We start from the raw sequence: 16773 nt of genomic DNA on the forward strand, positions 1-16773 counted from the left end.
GATGCGTGAGGGTGAGCCGGCGTTCCTGCTGAATCGCGTTCAGGAGCTGGCGGGTGGGGTCGATCGCCGCCTGCATCGCCTCGGCCCATTGTTTGCCGTGATTGCCCCGGTCGACCAGGTATCCCGCTGCGCCCACGCCAACCACAAGCAGAGTCAGGCTGGGGATGAGCGCGATCGCCAGTATCCGGGTCCGGACACCGAGCCTCGCTCTGAACATCGGCACACCGTATGCGACATCGTGACCGAATCGGGACTCCGGTCCCGTTGACCGGGACCGGATTTGACTTCGTGGCGCGCCGGGAACTAGTGCGTCCGGCAAGCGCGCGAGCTGCGCGATTGTGACACCCGGCACCATGGCACGTCGGATGTGGGTAGATTGTGTGTACCGACGAGTAACCCACATCGAGGAGGCACTGATGCCCGCGCCGGAAGCCGACGTATTCGCCCGACTGAGCGCCCTCACGGCGATCGACGGCGCCGAGGCACGCCCCACCAGAACCATTACCGAGGTATTCACCGGACGCCCGCTCGGCACGGTGCCGGTCGGCACCGCCGAGGACGTCGCCGACGCGTTCACCAGAGCCAGGGCCGCCCAGGCGCATTGGGCCGCCCGCCCGGCCGCCGAACGCGCCGCCGTCTTCGAGCGATACCGCGCGCTGATCGTCGAGGAGCGCGAATACCTGATGGACGTGATCCAGGCCGAGACCGGCAAGGCGCGCTGGGCGGCCCAGGAAGAGGTCATGGGCCTGATGCTGGCCGCCCGCTACTTCTCGCGGGTCGCGCCGGGGCTGCTGGAACCGCACAAGGTGCCCGGCGCGTTCCCGGTGCTGAACCGGGCCCAGGTGCGCACCCAGCCCAAGGGCGTCGTCGGTGTGGTCGCGCCCTGGAACTACCCACTCGTGCTCTCGATCGGCGATTCGATTCCGGCGCTGCTCGCGGGCAACGCGGTGGTGGTCAAGCCCGACAGCCAGACCCCGTTCTCCTCGCTGGCCGGCGCCGAACTGCTCTACCGTGCGGGCCTGCCGCGTGATCTGCTGGCCGTGGTGACCGGTCCCGGCACCGTGGTCGGTACCGCGATCGTCGACTCCTGTGACTACCTGATGTTCACCGGCTCCTCGGCTACCGGGCAGACCCTGGCCCAGCAGTGCGGTAAGCGGCTGATCGGGTTCTCGGCCGAGCTCGGCGGCAAGAACCCGATGATCGTCACCCGCGGGGCGAACCTGGACAAGGTGGCCAAGGCGGCGGTGCGGGCCTGCTTCTCCAATGCCGGCCAGCTGTGCATCTCGATCGAACGGATCTATGTCGAGCGGTCGATCGCCGAGGAGTTCACCGCCAAGTTCGTGGCCGCGACCGAAGCCGCGAAACTCGGTGTGGCCTACGACTTCTCCACCGATATCGGTTCGCTGATCTCCGAATCGCAGCTGGAAACCGTGTCCAAGCATGTCGCCGACGCCACCTCCAAGGGCGCCAAGGTGCTCACCGGCGGCAAGGCGCGTCCCGACCTCGGCCCGCTGTTCTTCGAACCGACGGTGCTCGCCGAGGTCACCGACGAGATGGAATGCGGGCGCAACGAGACCTTCGGCCCGCTGGTCTCGATCTACCCGGTCGATTCCGTCGACGAGGCGGTGCGCCTGGCCAACGACACCGAATACGGCCTCAATGCCAGCGTGTGGGCGGCCAGCCCGTCCGAGGGCGAGCAGATCGCACAGCGGCTGCGGGCGGGCACCGTCTGCGTCGACGAGGGCTACGCACCGGCCTGGGGGACCACCGGTGCCCCGATGGGCGGCATGGGGATTTCCGGTGTCGGTCGCCGGCACGGCGCCGACGGGCTGTTGAAGTTCACCGAACCGCAGACCATCGTGGTCACCCGGTTCATGAACCTGGACCCGCCGCCGATGCTGTCGCAGGACAAGTGGCAGCGGTTCCTGATGACCATCGCCCGCACCCTGCGTTTCCTGCCGGGGCGCTGAACCGTCGACTCGGCATGCGGCCCGGGCCTACCCTGGCGGCATGCCGAGTCGATCACGGCCCGCGCGCCTGGCCGATGTGCACGAACTGGCCGCCGCGACGCCTGGCTCTCCCGCACCTCGCCGCGCCGGGCCCGGTTGTGGCTCGAGGAGCACCCGGTCCGGCCGGCGGCGAATCAACCGCGTTGATCCCAGCGGGCGGCTATCTCGGCGACGCCCGCGCCGGCGAGTTGTTCGAGCGCGACCGGTCGGCCGGTGATCAGGAGCAGCAGGGCCACGATGGGCCCCTCGACTGGCCTGCCCTGGCCCATCGACCACGCGATATCGGTGGCGCTGAGCCGCACGCCCGCGAGGCGGCGGCGTTTCCAGACCGGCCAGCCGACCGAATACGCGCGGGTGGCCGCCGCCGCTGCGGCTTCGGCGGGGACCGGGATCGGCCGGCCCAGCGGCAGCGAGATGTCCTGGCCGTGCACCATGATGTCGAAGAGCACGTTGCGGTAGTTGGTGACCATCGGCAGGTCCCGGCTCGCGGCGGAATCGCCGATCTCGGCGACCAGTTCGGCGGTCGGGCGGCGGGCGTGCTCGCGTGCCATGGAGTCGACGAGAACGTTGTAATCGCCGCGGGCGCGCGCGAATTCGCGCACGATCGTCCACAGTGACAGTGGTTGCGAGGCCATGGCGATGTGGGCCGCGACGTCACGAATCCGCCAGCCTTCGCACAGTGACGGGGTGTCCCATTCGGCGGGGGTGAGCTCGTCGAGTAGGGCGGCGACGGCGCGGCGTTGCTGCTCGATCGCCCACCAGCTCTGTTCGCGGTCCATGGCCATCACCTGCTCGGACGAGGAGTCGCCGAGCGGGCGGCGAGTCCGTAGAATTAATCAGGTTCTTTGACTAGTTTAGTCAGTGAATCTGACTTGTCGCAAGAGTGTGGAAGGGGGCCGGTGTGGAGCGTTCCGCCGAGGAGCCGCCACTCGGGCTGCTGCTGTTCCTGCCGTATCGGTCCATGGAGAACCGGGTCTTCGCCGCGCTGGCCGACGCCGGCTACGCCGATGTCACGCTCGCGCAGGCCCGGATCGTGCAGCGCATCGGTCCCGATGGCACCAGGCTGACCGCGCTCGCCGAGCAGGCGCAGGTCACCAAGCAGACCGCAGGCTTCCTGGTCGATCAACTCGAGCGCGCGGGCTACGTCGAACGGGTCCCGGATCCGACCGACGGCCGCGCGCGGCTGGTGCGGCTGTCGGCGCGCGGACAGCGCGCGAGCGCGGTGGCCAACGCTGTCGCCGCCGAGGTCGAGCACGAATGGAGCCGGCATCTGGGGCCACGAGCGACCGCACAGCTGCGTCGCGCGTTGACCCGGTTGCGCGAGATCACCGACCCCTACCGCTGAATCAGCGCAACCGGTCCGCGCCCGTGCGGGGCGGGGGAGCGGCTGCCGCCGCGGCCGCCTCGTCGGCATCCAGTGGCCGCACCCGCAGCACGAACCGCGCACCCTCGGCCGCCTCCAGCGAGTCGGTGGCCGTGGCGCCGGTGTCCGGCCCGACGTCGATGGTGAGGTGATCGCGGGCGTAGCGGGCGTAGTTGTCGCCGCTCATCCAGAACTCGGTGTGCCAGGGCAGGCGGGTGACCAGCACATCGCCCTCGTCGGGCTGAAAATCGCGGGCGCGCAGGCAGATCGGGGCCGACGCGCCCGAACTCAGCAACAGCGTCACCGGGCCGTGCTGGTCGATCATATGGCGCAACACCGAGCGCGCCGCTTCGGTGGCCTCGCCGCGGACACTACGGTCCGGCATCAGCGGACGGGTGCCGCGGCGTCGGTCGTGGCGTTCTGGGATTCGGGTTCGAACCAGCACATCGCTGCTCCTCCTGGCTCCTGTGGACGTCCTCGATGCCGGAAACTATGGGCGGCAAAGGTTGGTGCCACGTTGGTGCCGTGGGCGGTCCTAGCGACCGCGCCGCCGGGCAGGTTTCTTCGCACCCGCGCGAGCGCCGGTCGATCGAGGCTTCGCGGACGCGTTCTTGCCCGTCTGCTTACTCATGGGCGGCTTCTTGCCGGTGCGACCGGCCGCCGGGTCGGCCCGCTCGGCGGATGGCGACCGGGAACTGCGCGGTGAGCGGCCGCGGACCACGCCGATGAACTCTTCGACCAGCTCGGTCGTCTGCTCCGACGGCCACGCCAACGCAATTTCGGTGTCGGGCGCGTCGGTCACCGTCCGGTACACCACGTCGCGGCGGGCGTGCAGCCGGGCGATCGAATGCGGCACGATCGCCACACCGACACCGGCGGCCACCAGTTCGATGGCGCCCGCGGCACGATCGAGATCGCTGGTGTCCTGGCGCTGTTCCTCGGCCAGATCGGCGGTGCCGACCTCGGTGAACACCGAGATCGGATGCTCTTTCGGCACCACGACCACGGGCAGCTCGCGGTAGAGCGGGATCGCGCTCATGCTCGCGTCGTCGAGGGGGAGCCGCACGAAGCACATGTCGACCCGGCCCTCCCGCAGGGCGGTGAGCTGATCGGCCTGCGCGATGGGCTCGAGTTCCAGGGGGATCTCGGGGAATCGTTCGGCCCAGATCCGCTGCCACTTCGACACCGTCACTCCGGGGACGAAACCCACTCGCAGGCCGGTGATCTCGGCCGGTTCGGCGTCGGGGCGTTCGGCCTCGGTTGCGGCGATGAACTCCTCGGCCTCGGCCAGCAGCCGGGCGCCGTCCTCGGTGAGCTGGGTGGGGCTCGCACCCGGTACGAACAACTTGGTGCCGAGCTCGTTCTCCCACTCGATCACGGTCTGACTGAGCTTCTGGCGCGATATGTGCAGCGCCTTCGCCGCCCGCGCGAAATGCAATTCCCGCGCGACCGCGACGAACCAGCGCAGACGCACGATATCGGTCGAAGCGAAGCGGCTCATTCGCATCAGCGTATGCGCACCGCGTGCCCGCGGATGCGCGCAGCCCGCCGCCACCTGCCCGCGGCCGGGCCCAGTACGCTGTATCGGTGAGCCCGGACAAGAAACCGCAGACCATGAAGCCGCTGACGGCGGCGAACAAACTCGGCATCTACCTTCCGGCGGCCCCCGAGGAATTCCGCACCACCCCCATTTCCCGGGCCGAGCTCGACAAGCTGCGCACCGACCCGCCGCAGTGGCTGACCGACCTGCGCCGCACCGGCCCCTTCCCGCGCGATATCACCGCCCGTAAGCTCGGCGTCTCCAACAGCGGCCTGGCCCGTGCCGAGGTCTCCGACGCCCTCACCGCCGACGAGATCGCCGCCCTGCTCGCCGACCCGCCGGAATGGCTCATCCGCGAACGCGAGAACTACGCGGCCGTGCAGGCCGAGAACGCCCGCATCAAGGCCAAGGAAGCCGAACGCCGCGAAGCCACCAACCGCCCGGCCAAGAACCGCGGCTGACCCGGCGTGTCTCGGCGCGCCTACCGCACCGGGTTGACGGCGGCGGCCATCACCGACGCCGCCGTCGCGCTGACCGCCGAACGCGGGCTCGACGGTTGGACCATGCGTGATCTCACCGCCCGCCTGGACACCTCGCTGTCGGTGATCTATCACCACATCGGCGACCGTGAACGGGTCTGCGCCGCCGTCGTCGACAAGATCTACGCCGACATGCGCCTGCCGCTCGACGACACCGACTGGCGGGCCTGCACCGGGTGCTGACCGCGATGATCGACCATCTCGCGGACTACCCGGGCATCGCCGCGTGGTTGCTGCGCAACGGCCCGCAGACCGAACGGCTTGTCCCCGTCCTCGACGCCGGGATATCGCGCATGCTCGACGCCGGCTGGGGCGAGGAAGCGGCCACCGCCTGTTCTATCGCGTTCAACACCTGCCTCGGCCTCATCGCGCTCGACGATCAGCGAGCCCGCGACCCTGACGGCGGCGGACTGCGCCGCCCTGCATCAGCTGCTGGAAACGCATCCCGACGCCGGAGTGGGTGCCGAGCAGATGCGGCGGATGGTGGCCGAATTCTCCGCCGCCGATGACGCCGAGCGCGTGCGAGTGCGCCGCGACTACGGCCGCTACGCATTGGACCGCCTGCTCGACGGTGAAACACCCGCCGTCACGGGGAACTCCGCAACCGAAGTCCGGTGGCGTCGCGGTCTTTCCCCGACAGGTCAGGCGCGCAAGGCGGTATGCAGCCGAGCGGTGACGACCGCTCGGCGCACATCACCAGGCGGCAGCAGCCGTAGCGCGTGCTCGTGCACCTCGATATCGCCGGGCACGCGCTGCCCGAAGGTGACCGCATGATCGGCGCGGTCGCTGGCCAACACCGCATTGCGGACACCGACCTCCAGGTGTGCGCGCCACTGCGCGATGCCGGGGGTGTCCGAACCCGGCAGCAGCGCACCCCGGTACAGCCACACCGCGGAGGTGGTGTCGCCGGCGGCGATGGCCGCGAGTAGATCGACCGCATCGCAGGAGATCGGGCCGGTGAGCAGGTAACGCCGGTTACCGATCTGTCCGCCGGTGGCGCGGCGCAGATGCGAGACCTCGGCTTTGAGCGTCGCGGCGGTGACCGGGCGATCGCCGTAGAGCGCGGCGTGCAGCTGTTCGGGGGTGAACCCGTCGGGTTCGAGGGCGAGCAGGGTGAGGATCTCCAGCTGACGTGGACGCAGTGCGATGGTGAATCCATCCCGGGTCAGGCGTGATTCACCCAGGCATTCCAAGCGCAATCCCGCCGGCGGCGGTGGTTGCGCGCTGCGCAGCATGGTCTCCACCGCGGTGACCAGGGCCCGCACCGACCACATGACGAGTGGGTGGGACCGGTCCCAGGAGCTGGACAGGTCGAGTGCGCCGATCTGCCTGCCGTCGGGGGCGTGGATCGGGGCGCAGTAGCACACCCAGCCGTGCAGCGCGGCCACCAGATGTTCGGCGCAGAACACGGTGCTCGGTGCGTCGGTGAGCAGTGACATCGATACCGCGTTGGTGCCCATATGGGCCTCGTCCCAGCAGCCACCGGGTGCGAAGTTGACCTGCTCGGCGCGCCGGCGCACCGCGCGATCACCACCGGACCACAGGATCGCGCCGGTCGCGTCGGTGACGGCGGCCAGATAGCCGGCGTCGACGGCGACGTCGTTGAGCGCACCGGACAGTTCGGTGACCGGCGCCCGCAGTGGCGATCTGGCCCACCGTTCCCCGATATCGTCGAGTCCGGGCGCGCCGGTGCATCCGGGGTCGACCGTGCCGAGCGAGCGCCGCCACGATTGCGCGACCTCGCTGCGTAGCAAGGTGTTCGGGGTCTGCGTGGCCGCACCCGAGGCGGTGGCCAGGCGTTCCCATTCCTTTTCGAGATCGGTGCGCTGCTGGGTCAGGGTGCGAAACCGTGCCACACGCAGTCCTTCTCGTCGTCCGGGTCACCGGTCGGGCCCCGACCGGCCTGCTTGCGCGTTCTATCCTCGCGCGGCCGAACCCGCTCGCGGGACGCTTTGCCGCACAACGATCACCGATGCGTCATTTATTGATGAAGATCCCTGCCACGTCGGCGTTCTTGATCGGGGTATCGGCGTTGCGTTGCCCGGCGCACAGCAGATCGACCTGGATGATCGTGGCGTCCACGGCAGTGCCCGCAGGCTCGGAATCGATGCCGGAGTTCTGCTTGATGAACTTGGTGATCGTCATCCGCTTGGTGTCCGGGTCCTGCTGGACGTAGTCCTTGCAGGGCGTGTCGCCGCCGCGGTTGAGCGCACGTTCGATGTCGTTGCAGCCGGCCAGCAACAGCGCGGCGGCCGCGGCCGTGCAGGCGAGGCCGGTCCGTGCGATGGTGGCGTACATGTGATCCTCCTGGTCGGCGCGCCGGGCCGGCTCGCCCGGCCATCGCCTCCAGCCTAGGCGGTCCGGCCGACGCAGCTCCGGGGCTCAGCTGGTGAACACGCGCAATGGGACGTTCATCTCGGCCGGGGTCAGCGAGCCATGATGGCCCGGCAGCGCCGATTGCAGGGGTTCGGCCTGGGCGCGCACCACACCGCCGCTGTCGCGCGCCACTACCACCAGATCGCCGATCCGCTCGCGCACCTGCGGCGATACCGTCGGGCCGAACCATCCGCGATCGATGACCTCAGGGCGCGGGAGCACCTGGAATTCGGTGCCGAGGCGTTCGCGCCACGCCGAGATCACATCGTCGACGGCCCCATCGGCGGTGTAGACGTGGCGTGCGCGTGGTTCTCCACCGAGCCGGTGCACGCCCTCGCGCAGGCCGGGTTCGGCATCGAAGTCGATCGTGTCGCCCAGTTCCACCATGCCGTGGTCGGCGGTGACGATCAGCGCCGATCCCGCAGGCATGCGGGCGGCGATATCGGCGGCGATCCGATCCACATGCGCCAGCTCGAGCAGCCACGCCTGCGAAGACGGCCCGCGCACATGTCCGGTGGTGTCGAGCTCGCCGTGATAGGCGTAGACCAGCGAACGGGGCCCGGCCGCCAGTGCTTCGACCACGCCGGCGACCAGATCGCCCACCGAGAAGTTGGGCCGGAACGCGCATCCGCGCAGCACCGCGCGAGTCAACCCGGAGCCCGCCTGATAGCGGGGCGCCACCTGCGTCACGGTGAGCCCGTGCGCGGCGGCCCGCTCGAAGACCGTTGCGCCGGGCTGGAATTGCTCGGGCACGAGCTGGTCGAGCAGATCGCCCTTGTGCTGGCCGCCGAACAGCCGCCAGCCCAGTGGATCGAACAACCGGTCCTGGCCGGGCACGCGCAACAGATAGCCGACGATGCCGTGCTCACCGGGCGGAACACCCGCACCGAGCGAACTGAGACTGGTCGCCGTCGTCGTCGGGAAACCGGCCGTCAGCACGGCCGGGGACAGCCCGGACAGGAACGGCGCCACCTCGGCGTGCTCGGCCAGCGCCTCGGCGCCGAGGCCGTCGATCAGCAGCACGCACACCCGGTCCACGCCGAGCTCGAGTCCGAGGCGATCGTGCTCGCCGGGGACCTCGAATCCGGCCAGGACGGAGGGAAACAGATCGGACAGGGAACCCGTTCCGTAACGGGGCGCGACGAACACGTGCTCAGGATGCGGGCCAGGGCGAGCGGGCGCAAGCCCGTTGTTTCAGGAGCCGGGAGCGATCAGGGCGGAGAAGGTGCCCATGATGTCGGCGACCAGTTCGGGCGCTGTGGTGCCCATCAGCGCACTGCGCTTGTCCAGTTGCCCGTCCAGCCACAGCGAGGCGAGACCATGTGCGAGACCCCAGAGCGTGACAGCGAGGGCATCGGCCTTGCCCGCGGGTAGCTCGCCCGCGGCGACGCAGTCGGCGACCGCCTCGGCGAGCACGGCGAAGGCCGCCTCGCCCGCGGCCCTGGTCTCGGGATGCTTCTCCGGTTGGGACAGCTCCGGGCGGAACATCAGCCGGAAGTAGCCGGGGTTGTCCCGGGCGAAGCGCACGTAGGCGTCGGCGATGGCGGTCAAGCCGGCCAGTGGAGTGGGTGCGCTGTCGCGGGCTGCCGCCACGTCGGCGCCGAGCTTACGGAATCCCTCGGTGGCCAGATCGGCCAGCAGTGCGGCCCGATCGGCGAAATGGTGGTACGGGGCACCGGAACTCACGCCCGCCTCGCGTGCGACCCGCCGCAGGCTCACCGAAGCGATGCCCTCGGTCTCGATCAGCCGCAGGCACGCCGCGAGCAACGCCTCACGCAGGGCGCCGTGGTGATAGGAGGTCCGGGTCACCGTCCGAGCGTAAGGGAATGGCACTGGACAAACCAATCTGGGCAGTGTTTAGATTATCTGAGCGGCGCTCAGATGCGCCGGGTTCTCCTCCTCTCGATGGGTAGACATCATGGGCACACGAGTACTTGTCACCGGCGCCACCGGCTTCATCGCCGGACACGTCATCGCCGAATTGCTGAACCACGGATACGCGGTGCGCGGCACCGTGCGCAGCCTGACCGACGCGCGCAAGCGCGAACACCTGGTCGAGCTGGCCGAGCGGGCCGGTGGTGAGATCGACTTCGCCGCAGCCGATCTCGACCGCGACGAGGGCTGGGCCGCCGCCGTCGCCGGATGTGACCACGTCCTGCATGTCGCCTCACCGTTCCCCTCCGCGCCGCCGGACGACGAACAAGAAATGATCGACACCGCCGTGAACGGCACCCTGCGGGTGCTGCGGGCGGCCGCGGCCGCCGGGACGGTGCGACGGGTGGTGCTGACATCCTCGATCGCCGCCATCGCCCATGGTCACCGCACCGAGGCGGTGCGCACCGAGGCCGACTGGACCGTCGTCGAGCGCAGCCCCGCCTATCAGAAGAGCAAAACCCTCGCCGAGCGCGCCGCCTGGGATTTCGCGGCCGAGCACCCCGGTGGCCCCGAGCTGACGGTGGTGAATCCGGGCATGGTCCTGGGTCCGGCGCTGTCGACGGCGACGAGCACCTCCCACGAACCGGTGCGGATGCTGCTCGGCCGTCAGGTGCCCGGTTCGCCGCGGGTGGGCTGGGCGACGGTGGACGTGCGTGATCTCGCGGTCGCGCACCGGTTGGCGATGGAAACGCCCGAGGCGGCGGGCAAACGCTATATCTGTGCGGGCGAACATCTCTGGATGCGTGATCTCGGACGTTTGCTGGCCGAGGAATTCGGGCCGCGCGGGTTCCGGGTGCCGACCCGGCAACTGCCCGATCTGCTGGTCCGCGCCATCGCGGTGGTGGACAAGACCGTGCGGCTCACTGTGCCGTCGCTCGGCCAGGTGGAACGGCTCAGTGCCGAACGGGCCGAGCGTGAGCTCGGCTGGACCATGCGACCGGTCCGCGATTCGGTGCGCGACACCGCTGAGAGCCTGTTGCGGCTCGGCGTGGTGCCGATGCCCGCGGGTGCACCTCCGCTGGCCGAGCCGGCTCACGCGTGAGGAGATCCGCACATGATCACCGCAACGTTGATTGTCGCGACCCTCGGTCTGCTTCGCCGGCTGCGCCGGCGTGATGGGCGCAGCGGGGCCGACTCCGGCGCCGAGCGGCGGCGAGCCCGTCTCACTACCGTGCGGCGGGTACCCGGCTGGTGGCGGTCCGGCCGAGTCGCGGCGTCGGCGGCCGCGCTGTCCGGGGCGAGCTTGGCTGCTCTCGCGTGTGTCGCGTGCTGACGGCGGGACGCCTGCCCGGGCCGCGTTGACCCTCGAGAGGTCGCGGAATCCTTGCTGAACGCGCGGGATGGGATTTCGCGCCGAGGAATTCGGCCGGTGGTGGGGCGCGGGGCGATGCCCGGAAACGGGCATCGCTGCGTCTACTCGGCCGATGCCGGGCAGCGGCCGTGCGCCGATCTCTCCTCCCAGGTCCGGCAGCGCCCCGACGGCCCTGGTAGACAAGAGGAGTGAGCGCGCAACATGAGTTCCGGTTCGGTGTGAACATGGTGGTCCCGGAATCGAGGCAGGCGTGGATCGCCAAATGCCGCCGGGCCGAAGCACAGGGCTACGACGTGGTCGGTGTGGCCGATCATTTGGGTCTGCCCGCGCCGTTCCCGTCGATCGTGCTCGGCGCCGAGGCCACCGAACGGGTCCGGCTCAACACCTTCGTCCTGAACACCCCGTTCTACAACCCCGTGCTGCTGGCGCGTGACGTGGCGGGGGTGGATCAGTTCACCGACGGACGCGTCGAACTCGGACTCGGCGCGGGCTATGTCCAGGCCGAGTTCGAGGCGGCGGGCATCCCGTTCGGTACCGGCGGCCAGCGGGTCGCCCACCTCGAGAACACCGTCGTCACGCTGCGGAAACTGCTCGCCGACCCCGAGTACCAGCCGCGGCCGGTGCAGCCGGGCGGGCCGCCGCTGCTCATCGCGGGCTGGGGCGACCGGTTGCTGAAACTGGCCGCTACCCAGGCCGACGTCGTCGGTTTCACCGGCGCGGCCACCGGTGCGGGCGGGTCGCTGACCTTCGCGGGCGTCGAGGGCGTCACCGAGCGGGTCGCGTACGTGCGAGAGTTGCTGGGGGAGCGCGCCGACCGCGTCGAGCTCAATATCCTGGTGCAAGCGGTGGTTCCGCCGAGCGAACGCGCCGCCCTGCTGGACAAATACGGTTCCGTGCTGCCCGATGGCGATCCCGAAGAACTGCCCACCCTGCTGTTCGGCACGCCGGCCGACATGGCGCAGCGGCTGCGCGAACGCCGCGAACGGTTCGGCATCTCCTACATCACCGTGCTCGAGCCGTACATGGATGCGTTCGCGCCGGTGATCGAACTGCTGCGCTGATCTGCTCCCCGCCGCGCGCGAGCCCGCCCGGATCAGGCGGGCTTGCGCCACACCAAGGTGTATCGCCACATCAGCCTGCGCCGGATCTGCGCACCGGGCAGCAATTCGGCGGCCGCCGAGCGGATCTCGGGCAGCGTGTCCTCGGGATCGCGGCAAGTGAAACCCGGTCCTCGGCTTCCACCGTGCCGCTTGTCGATAGCCCAGATCGCCGGAAGCAGCGGAAGGTACCCGGCGTCGGCGCGGACACTCATCTTCCACAGCCCGACCACGGCCAGCGTGCCCCCGGGCGCGACCAGCTCACGTAATGCTGTCAGACCTTCACCCAGCGGAACGTGGTGCAGCGTCGCGACCGCGGTCACGACATCGAAGGTCTGGTCCAGTTCCCGGAAATCGCCCTGTGCGAGACGAACGTTCGCCGGGGTGGTGGCCGATGTGATGATCTCGCCGTCCACATCGACGCCGAGCACCGATTCACATCGGGTGGCGAGCTTCGACGCCAGCAGCCCGTCGCCGCACCCGACATCGACTGCGGTGCGCGCGGATTCGGGAACCTGCGCGATCAGCCACGGGTGGTAGTGGGTGTTGTGATTCCAGTAGGGATCGGCGCTCATCGGCTCCAACCTACCGGGGTCGTGAGGCCCTGGCACAGGGCCGAATCGGTGTGCTCCGGAGAACGCGATCGAGTCCGGCGACGACAGCGACGGGCCGGTCGCGCCGGGCACCGCTTGCCGACGCCACGAAGCCTCGGGTGATCAGGGCCGCGTACACGCGCTCCGGCGAGCAGACCCGTCCCCAGCTTCACCGAAGCCCGCCAGCCACGCCGGGAACCCGGTCAGATCCGCCAGGACGACGTCGGCGCCTGCCGCGCACAGCTCCTCCGCCGAACACGGCCCGGTCACCACCGCGACCGCATACGCCCCCGCCGCCCGAGCGCCACGCATATCGCCCGCATGATCCCCGACGAAAATTTGCGCACCATGCTCCCGCAGTGCCGCCGCCTTCCCGTCCGACCACAGCTCACCCACGACAACGTCGACGGGCCACCCGAGATGCTCGACATGCAGTTCAGCGTGCGGCTGGTACTTCCCGGTCACCACAACCAGCCGCCCACCGGCCCCGACCACCGCGTCGATCGCCGCATCCGCACCGGCCATCGCCGACACCTCGGCAACCACCTCCGGATAGATCTCCCGATACCGACCGACCAACTCCGGAATCAACGCCTCCGGAGCCCCCGCATCGGCCAGAATCATCGCCAACGGCGGCCCCAGCCGCTCCGCCAGGTCACCACCGCGCAACTCCAGCCCGAACTCACCGGCGAGGACGTCGATCGCCCGCGCGACGCCTTCGCGCGAGTCTATGAGCGTCATATCCAAATCGAAGCCAACGGTCCAGGTCACCACCCGACCCTATCGGCCCCGGAGTAGCTGTTCCCGACCGCTGCTGCCAACAGACCGTTGACGGCCGTCGATCGTTCTCGGGGCCGTCGAGCGCGGGCGGGCGGGCATCTCAGGCGGCGCCGACAGGCGTGAGAACTCGGTTTGAGATGAGCGCCGGTCTACTCTGCTGGCTCGCGTACCGTTTGCACTGAATCGACCAGTCAAAGTCGGGTCGAGTTGTTCCTGCGAACCCACAAAAACCCCGAATCCGCATTCTCCACCTCGCGCTTGAGAACGCTCGGTCGGTACTACGCCTGCTGCGCGATTCTGCCTACCGTGTTGTGGAAAAGCGGGGAATGGACGGCTCGCCCACTTGACGGTGGACTTTCGGGGAGCGCGTCGTCACTGTAAGTGATGCGTTTGAGACGCTCCGGAGAAGAGTCTGGTCGGCGGCCGCAACTGCAGTGGCCTCTCGTTATAGCGCGTTCCATATCCATGGTTTCGGGAAGCGGCCGCGGAGGCAGGCGATGCGGTGGGCGGCCTCGGCTGCTGCGGCTGGGTTCTGGTGGGACAGACTGATCGCGAAGGCCGTCCAGCGGAGTTCTTGGATGTCGGCGTAGACGCGGAATTCAGGTGTGGTGGTCATGTCGTATCCGCCGAACGCGGTGACGAAGGAGTGATAGTCGTCGGCGCCGAGGCGGGTGAAGTCGGTGTGGTCGACGGCGAGCTGGACGAGGTCCCATTCGGGGCGGCCGATGGAAACTTTGTCGAGGTCGAGGAAGATCGGTGTGCCGGAAGGGGGCACGACGAGGTTTCCTTGCCAGGCGTCGCCGTGGATCACCGAGCGTCGGTTCGTTGGTGGGAGTTGTTCGTAGCGCCGGTGAATTGCGGTGTAGTGCCGGGTCAGCCATTGCTTGTCGTCCTGGCTGATGGTGGTGGCGGTGGTGATTCGCTCAGCCACTCCTGCGAGCGGCTGGTATTCCGGTAGTTCGAAGGTGGTTGGTGGGTCGAGGACGTGGAGGCGGGCGAGGGCTGAGCCGAGTTCGGCGGGGGTGGCGGCGCGATGGTTGGGGATCAGCCGCCACCAGGTGACGGGTCGATCTTCGACAATGATCGGCTGTGGCAGCGTCTCCTCGGCCTCAACCGTGGGGACCCCGGAGTCGTTGAGCCAATGAGAGATTCGCAATTCCCGACGCGCGGTGTCAGCTCTACCCGGGCTTCCGATCCGGGCAATGATCCCATCTTCCAGTTCGAAGATGGTGTGCGCTCCGGTGCGGAGTGGCGTTGCAGTCGAGGCATCGAGGCCCGCCACGTCGGCGGCTCGTTCGAGAATCTCCGTTGCCGAAGACGAAGCCCGGGTCATGGGATCGCCTCGAATTCCGGCAGTGCGGCGATCGTATGCCAAAGTTCGGCGACTTCGGTGATTCTCCGGTGCGGCGAAGCGGTGACGGCGAGACCTCGCAGCTCATCTCGAATACGCTGCGAATGGAATCTGGTGGCATCGGCCACTGCTTCCAAGCCGAAAGCGGCTGCCGTGCGTGGCTCGCCCAATTGCATGGTCAATCCAGCTAGCCGGATGCGAGAGAAGGTTCTCGAGCGGGGGTAGTTGTCGCCTTGGAGCCGGATGGCTTGGCGGATTCGGGGAGCAGCCAGGTCGATGCGCCCGCGCGCAACGGCGACGGGGATCAGGGCTTTGCCGGTGCTGCCGAGGTGTTCGGCGTAATCGTAGTAGCACATCCAAGGCGGATCCTCGCTTGGCCTGCGGGCAGCGAAGTGCTCATCGGCACGCGCAACTTCGGATAGGGCTTCGTCAGTTCGGCGCAGCGCCGACAGGAATTGTGCGCGCAGTGTGGCGAGCATCGCGCGGGTAGTGGAGGTCAGTCGGTCGGAGCGGACATGCGCCAGTTCGATCAGTGACAGCGCTCCGTCCGGATTTCCGATGTAGGCAGTCTTGCGGGCCATATCGGCCAGGGTCGCCGCGCGTAGTTCCCAGGACCCTGCGGCATCCGCGCACCAGAGGGCGAACCGGAAACGTCGTTCGGCCTCGGTGTATGCGGCGATATCGAAGGCGGAGTATGCAGCGATCCCGCTGAGGTTGCCGACCGCCTCGCACAATGCCTGCCTGGTAACGGGAGCCGCTCGGGCGGTGAGCAGTGGAGCAAAAGCGCGGAGGTGTTTCGCAGCGCTGTCGGATGCCGAGCCGCCTCCGCGCAGGTTCTCCGTTGACGCCGCGGCGGTGACGGCATGTTGAACCGTTTCCACGTCGGACCGCCCCACCCGGCTTACGTTTTGCGCCCCGGATACATAATCAGCGGGAATCTGGCTGGCGTCGAATGGACTGAACAAGTTGACTGCCAGAGCATCTCGTGCGCCTTCGGGTTTATTCCTGCGGCCGGGAGCAAAGCCCAGTTCGGTTTCGGTCGCGTTCAGAACTGCGCACAGGGCGCGACGATAGTCTTTGCCAGGCCAGCGCACCGCGCCCCGTTCATAGCGCGCGATCGTATGGGCGTCGAGGTCGCGGCGGCGGCCTGTGGTTCGCCACAGGTGATCGTTAACCGCTTCGGCCAGCTCGACGCGGCTCATTGGCCGCCCTGGCATGGTCGGCGATGGGGTCGCTTCTCGACGCTGTTGCAACTTCAGATTTGGAACCGGCACCTTCGATCCCCTCGGTAGGCCGCGCCCAGTCTATCGACGCCTCGGATCCCGAAGCGCGTTCTCCGTGATCTGCCCCGCAATCTGCCCTCCAGGAAACGCCCAGCCCGCAAGGCTGGAGGAGCTGTTCGACACACGCCGCACCAGCCGAGACCCTGGTTCGGCCTGGCGGGAGGAGATGCCGATGAAACCACTTGCGTACGGCTATCTGCGACTGGATGTCGCAGGCGAACGCATTTGGGAATGTGAGAGGAGAATTCAGCAGTTCGCGGATCGCCATGGCTACGACCTGGGCATGGTATTCCACGAGCGGACCTACGGGTGCGCTGCTCTCGATGCGCTCATCGCGGAAGTGCGGCGCGCCCAGTGCCGCAATGTCGTTGTGCCCGACCTCGGGCATCTGAAGCGCCAGACCGCCGTTCGGCAAGTGACAGAGGCGCGGTTGTGGTGCGAGGCCGGGGTAGGAGTTCTCGTCGCGGAGGGGGCCATGGACTCGAACCGTGAGCCGGTCGGAGTGATCCGGTGACGACACTGAACTGTGCCCATGTGCCCACGGCTCGTGCCCTCCCTCAGGGCGCGGGTGGGTCAGCTCACCGGCCATCATCAC

Annotated in this window: 20 protein-coding genes; 8 read left to right on the plus strand and 12 right to left on the minus strand. The window is 68.7% G+C overall.

Annotated elements, in window-relative coordinates; translation table 11 throughout:
• Window positions 1-217, minus strand: a 217-nt coding sequence (locus RJ05_RS12080; protein ID WP_036536966.1) for a hypothetical protein, incomplete at its 3' end; no start/stop codon positions are given.
• 199 nt (window positions 218-416) lie between these two features.
• Here RJ05_RS12080 and RJ05_RS12085 point away from each other — a divergent pair.
• Window positions 417-1970, plus strand: coding sequence for a succinic semialdehyde dehydrogenase (locus tag RJ05_RS12085; protein ID WP_036536968.1), 1554 nt, complete (start codon window positions 417-419; stop codon window positions 1968-1970).
• Between the two features lie 173 nt (window positions 1971-2143).
• On the opposite strand, the gene RJ05_RS12090 is transcribed toward RJ05_RS12085, so the two are convergent.
• Window positions 2144-2788, minus strand: coding sequence for a maleylpyruvate isomerase family mycothiol-dependent enzyme (locus tag RJ05_RS12090; RefSeq protein WP_036536970.1), 645 nt, complete (start codon window positions 2786-2788; stop codon window positions 2144-2146).
• 122 nt (window positions 2789-2910) lie between these two features.
• On the opposite strand from RJ05_RS12090, the gene RJ05_RS12095 reads away from it, so the two are divergent.
• Window positions 2911-3354: a MarR family winged helix-turn-helix transcriptional regulator gene (locus RJ05_RS12095; RefSeq protein ID WP_036536973.1), complete on the plus strand. Its 444-nt coding sequence runs from the start codon at window positions 2911-2913 to the stop codon at window positions 3352-3354.
• Between the two features lies 1 nt (window position 3355).
• Here the strand turns inward: RJ05_RS12095 and RJ05_RS12100 are convergent, their stop codons facing one another.
• Window positions 3356-3757 carry a DUF779 domain-containing protein gene (locus tag RJ05_RS12100; RefSeq protein WP_036536977.1) on the minus strand — a complete coding sequence of 134 codons (402 nt, stop codon included), beginning with the start codon at window positions 3755-3757 and terminating at the stop codon, window positions 3356-3358.
• A gap of 150 nt (window positions 3758-3907) precedes the next feature.
• Window positions 3908-4873 carry a LysR family transcriptional regulator gene (locus RJ05_RS12105; RefSeq protein ID WP_036537088.1) on the minus strand — a complete coding sequence of 322 codons (966 nt, stop codon included), beginning with the start codon at window positions 4871-4873 and terminating at the stop codon, window positions 3908-3910.
• 86 nt (window positions 4874-4959) lie between these two features.
• Between RJ05_RS12105 and RJ05_RS12110 the strand changes: the two genes are divergently transcribed.
• Genes RJ05_RS12110 through RJ05_RS29345 form a run of 3 tightly spaced genes read left to right on the plus strand, consistent with a single transcriptional unit; the run spans window position 4960 to window position 5960 of the window.
• The gene (locus RJ05_RS12110) at window positions 4960-5373 is read left to right on the plus strand and encodes a DUF5997 family protein (protein ID WP_036536979.1); all 414 of its coding nucleotides are present in this window, start codon (window positions 4960-4962) and stop codon (window positions 5371-5373) included.
• A gap of 6 nt (window positions 5374-5379) precedes the next feature.
• Window positions 5380-5634 carry a TetR/AcrR family transcriptional regulator gene (locus RJ05_RS29340; RefSeq protein ID WP_051016470.1) on the plus strand — a complete coding sequence of 85 codons (255 nt, stop codon included), beginning with the start codon at window positions 5380-5382 and terminating at the stop codon, window positions 5632-5634.
• A gap of 5 nt (window positions 5635-5639) precedes the next feature.
• A complete protein-coding gene (locus RJ05_RS29345) occupies window positions 5640-5960 on the plus strand; it encodes a hypothetical protein (protein WP_138445609.1) in 321 nt (106 codons plus the stop codon).
• 132 nt (window positions 5961-6092) lie between these two features.
• Here RJ05_RS29345 and RJ05_RS12120 read toward each other — a convergent pair whose 3' ends face one another.
• The 4 genes from RJ05_RS12120 to RJ05_RS12135 all read right to left on the minus strand — a co-directional run bounded on the left by RJ05_RS12120 (window position 6093) and on the right by RJ05_RS12135 (window position 9636).
• Window positions 6093-7307 carry a sigma-54-dependent transcriptional regulator family protein gene (locus tag RJ05_RS12120; protein ID WP_174343928.1) on the minus strand — a complete coding sequence of 405 codons (1215 nt, stop codon included), beginning with the start codon at window positions 7305-7307 and terminating at the stop codon, window positions 6093-6095.
• 121 nt (window positions 7308-7428) lie between these two features.
• Window positions 7429-7749, minus strand: coding sequence for a hypothetical protein (locus RJ05_RS12125; RefSeq protein ID WP_036536981.1), 321 nt, complete (start codon window positions 7747-7749; stop codon window positions 7429-7431).
• 84 nt (window positions 7750-7833) lie between these two features.
• The gene (locus RJ05_RS12130) at window positions 7834-8976 is read right to left on the minus strand and encodes an alkaline phosphatase family protein (RefSeq protein ID WP_174343929.1); all 1143 of its coding nucleotides are present in this window, start codon (window positions 8974-8976) and stop codon (window positions 7834-7836) included.
• A gap of 45 nt (window positions 8977-9021) precedes the next feature.
• Window positions 9022-9636 carry a TetR/AcrR family transcriptional regulator gene (locus tag RJ05_RS12135; protein ID WP_036536982.1) on the minus strand — a complete coding sequence of 205 codons (615 nt, stop codon included), beginning with the start codon at window positions 9634-9636 and terminating at the stop codon, window positions 9022-9024.
• 109 nt (window positions 9637-9745) lie between these two features.
• Between RJ05_RS12135 and RJ05_RS12140 the strand changes: the two genes are divergently transcribed.
• On the plus strand, window positions 9746-10804 hold the full coding sequence (locus RJ05_RS12140; RefSeq protein ID WP_036536984.1) for an SDR family oxidoreductase: 1059 nt from the start codon (window positions 9746-9748) through the stop codon (window positions 10802-10804).
• A 458-nt stretch (window positions 10805-11262) separates the two neighbouring features.
• Window positions 11263-12135, plus strand: coding sequence for an LLM class F420-dependent oxidoreductase (locus RJ05_RS12145; RefSeq protein ID WP_036536986.1), 873 nt, complete (start codon window positions 11263-11265; stop codon window positions 12133-12135).
• Between the two features lie 32 nt (window positions 12136-12167).
• Here RJ05_RS12145 and RJ05_RS12150 read toward each other — a convergent pair whose 3' ends face one another.
• From RJ05_RS12150 to RJ05_RS12165, 4 genes are all read right to left on the minus strand, one after another.
• On the minus strand, window positions 12168-12746 hold the full coding sequence (locus tag RJ05_RS12150; RefSeq protein WP_036537094.1) for a class I SAM-dependent methyltransferase: 579 nt from the start codon (window positions 12744-12746) through the stop codon (window positions 12168-12170).
• Between the two features lie 141 nt (window positions 12747-12887).
• A complete protein-coding gene (locus tag RJ05_RS12155; RefSeq protein ID WP_085996204.1) occupies window positions 12888-13535 on the minus strand; it encodes an HAD family hydrolase in 648 nt (215 codons plus the stop codon).
• Between the two features lie 454 nt (window positions 13536-13989).
• Complete coding sequence (locus tag RJ05_RS12160) at window positions 13990-14826, minus strand: phosphotransferase (RefSeq protein WP_249040497.1); 837 nt, start codon at window positions 14824-14826, stop codon at window positions 13990-13992.
• A 47-nt stretch (window positions 14827-14873) separates the two neighbouring features.
• On the minus strand, window positions 14874-16097 hold the full coding sequence (locus RJ05_RS12165; RefSeq protein WP_036536990.1) for an NsdA family TPR-like regulatory protein: 1224 nt from the start codon (window positions 16095-16097) through the stop codon (window positions 14874-14876).
• A 253-nt stretch (window positions 16098-16350) separates the two neighbouring features.
• Between RJ05_RS12165 and RJ05_RS29350 the strand changes: the two genes are divergently transcribed.
• On the plus strand, window positions 16351-16692 hold the full coding sequence (locus RJ05_RS29350; protein WP_138445608.1) for a hypothetical protein: 342 nt from the start codon (window positions 16351-16353) through the stop codon (window positions 16690-16692).
• Window positions 16693-16773: the final 81 nt, after the last annotated feature.

The sequence above is a fragment of the Nocardia cyriacigeorgica NBRC 100375 genome, from assembly GCF_000308555.1.
GTDB lineage: Bacteria > Actinomycetota > Actinomycetes > Mycobacteriales > Mycobacteriaceae > Nocardia > Nocardia cyriacigeorgica.

Bases quoted from the DNA above. Each gene is read 5' to 3' on its own strand.
- RJ05_RS12085 (WP_036536968.1), top strand. From the start codon at position 417: ATGCCCGCGCCGGAAGCCGACGTATTCGCCCGACTGAGCGCCCTCACG.
- RJ05_RS12090 (WP_036536970.1), bottom strand. From the start codon at position 2,788: ATGGACCGCGAACAGAGCTGGTGGGCGATCGAGCAGCAACGCCGCGCC.
- RJ05_RS12100 (WP_036536977.1), bottom strand. From the start codon at position 3,757: ATGCCGGACCGTAGTGTCCGCGGCGAGGCCACCGAAGCGGCGCGCTCG.
- RJ05_RS12105 (WP_036537088.1), bottom strand. From the start codon at position 4,873: ATGAGCCGCTTCGCTTCGACCGATATCGTGCGTCTGCGCTGGTTCGTC.
- RJ05_RS29345 (WP_138445609.1), top strand. From the start codon at position 5,640: ATGATCGACCATCTCGCGGACTACCCGGGCATCGCCGCGTGGTTGCTG.
- RJ05_RS12125 (WP_036536981.1), bottom strand. From the start codon at position 7,749: ATGTACGCCACCATCGCACGGACCGGCCTCGCCTGCACGGCCGCGGCC.
- RJ05_RS12140 (WP_036536984.1), top strand. From the start codon at position 9,746: ATGGGCACACGAGTACTTGTCACCGGCGCCACCGGCTTCATCGCCGGA.
- RJ05_RS12150 (WP_036537094.1), bottom strand. From the start codon at position 12,746: ATGAGCGCCGATCCCTACTGGAATCACAACACCCACTACCACCCGTGG.
- RJ05_RS12165 (WP_036536990.1), bottom strand. From the start codon at position 16,097: ATGAGCCGCGTCGAGCTGGCCGAAGCGGTTAACGATCACCTGTGGCGA.
- RJ05_RS29350 (WP_138445608.1), top strand. From the start codon at position 16,351: ATGAAACCACTTGCGTACGGCTATCTGCGACTGGATGTCGCAGGCGAA.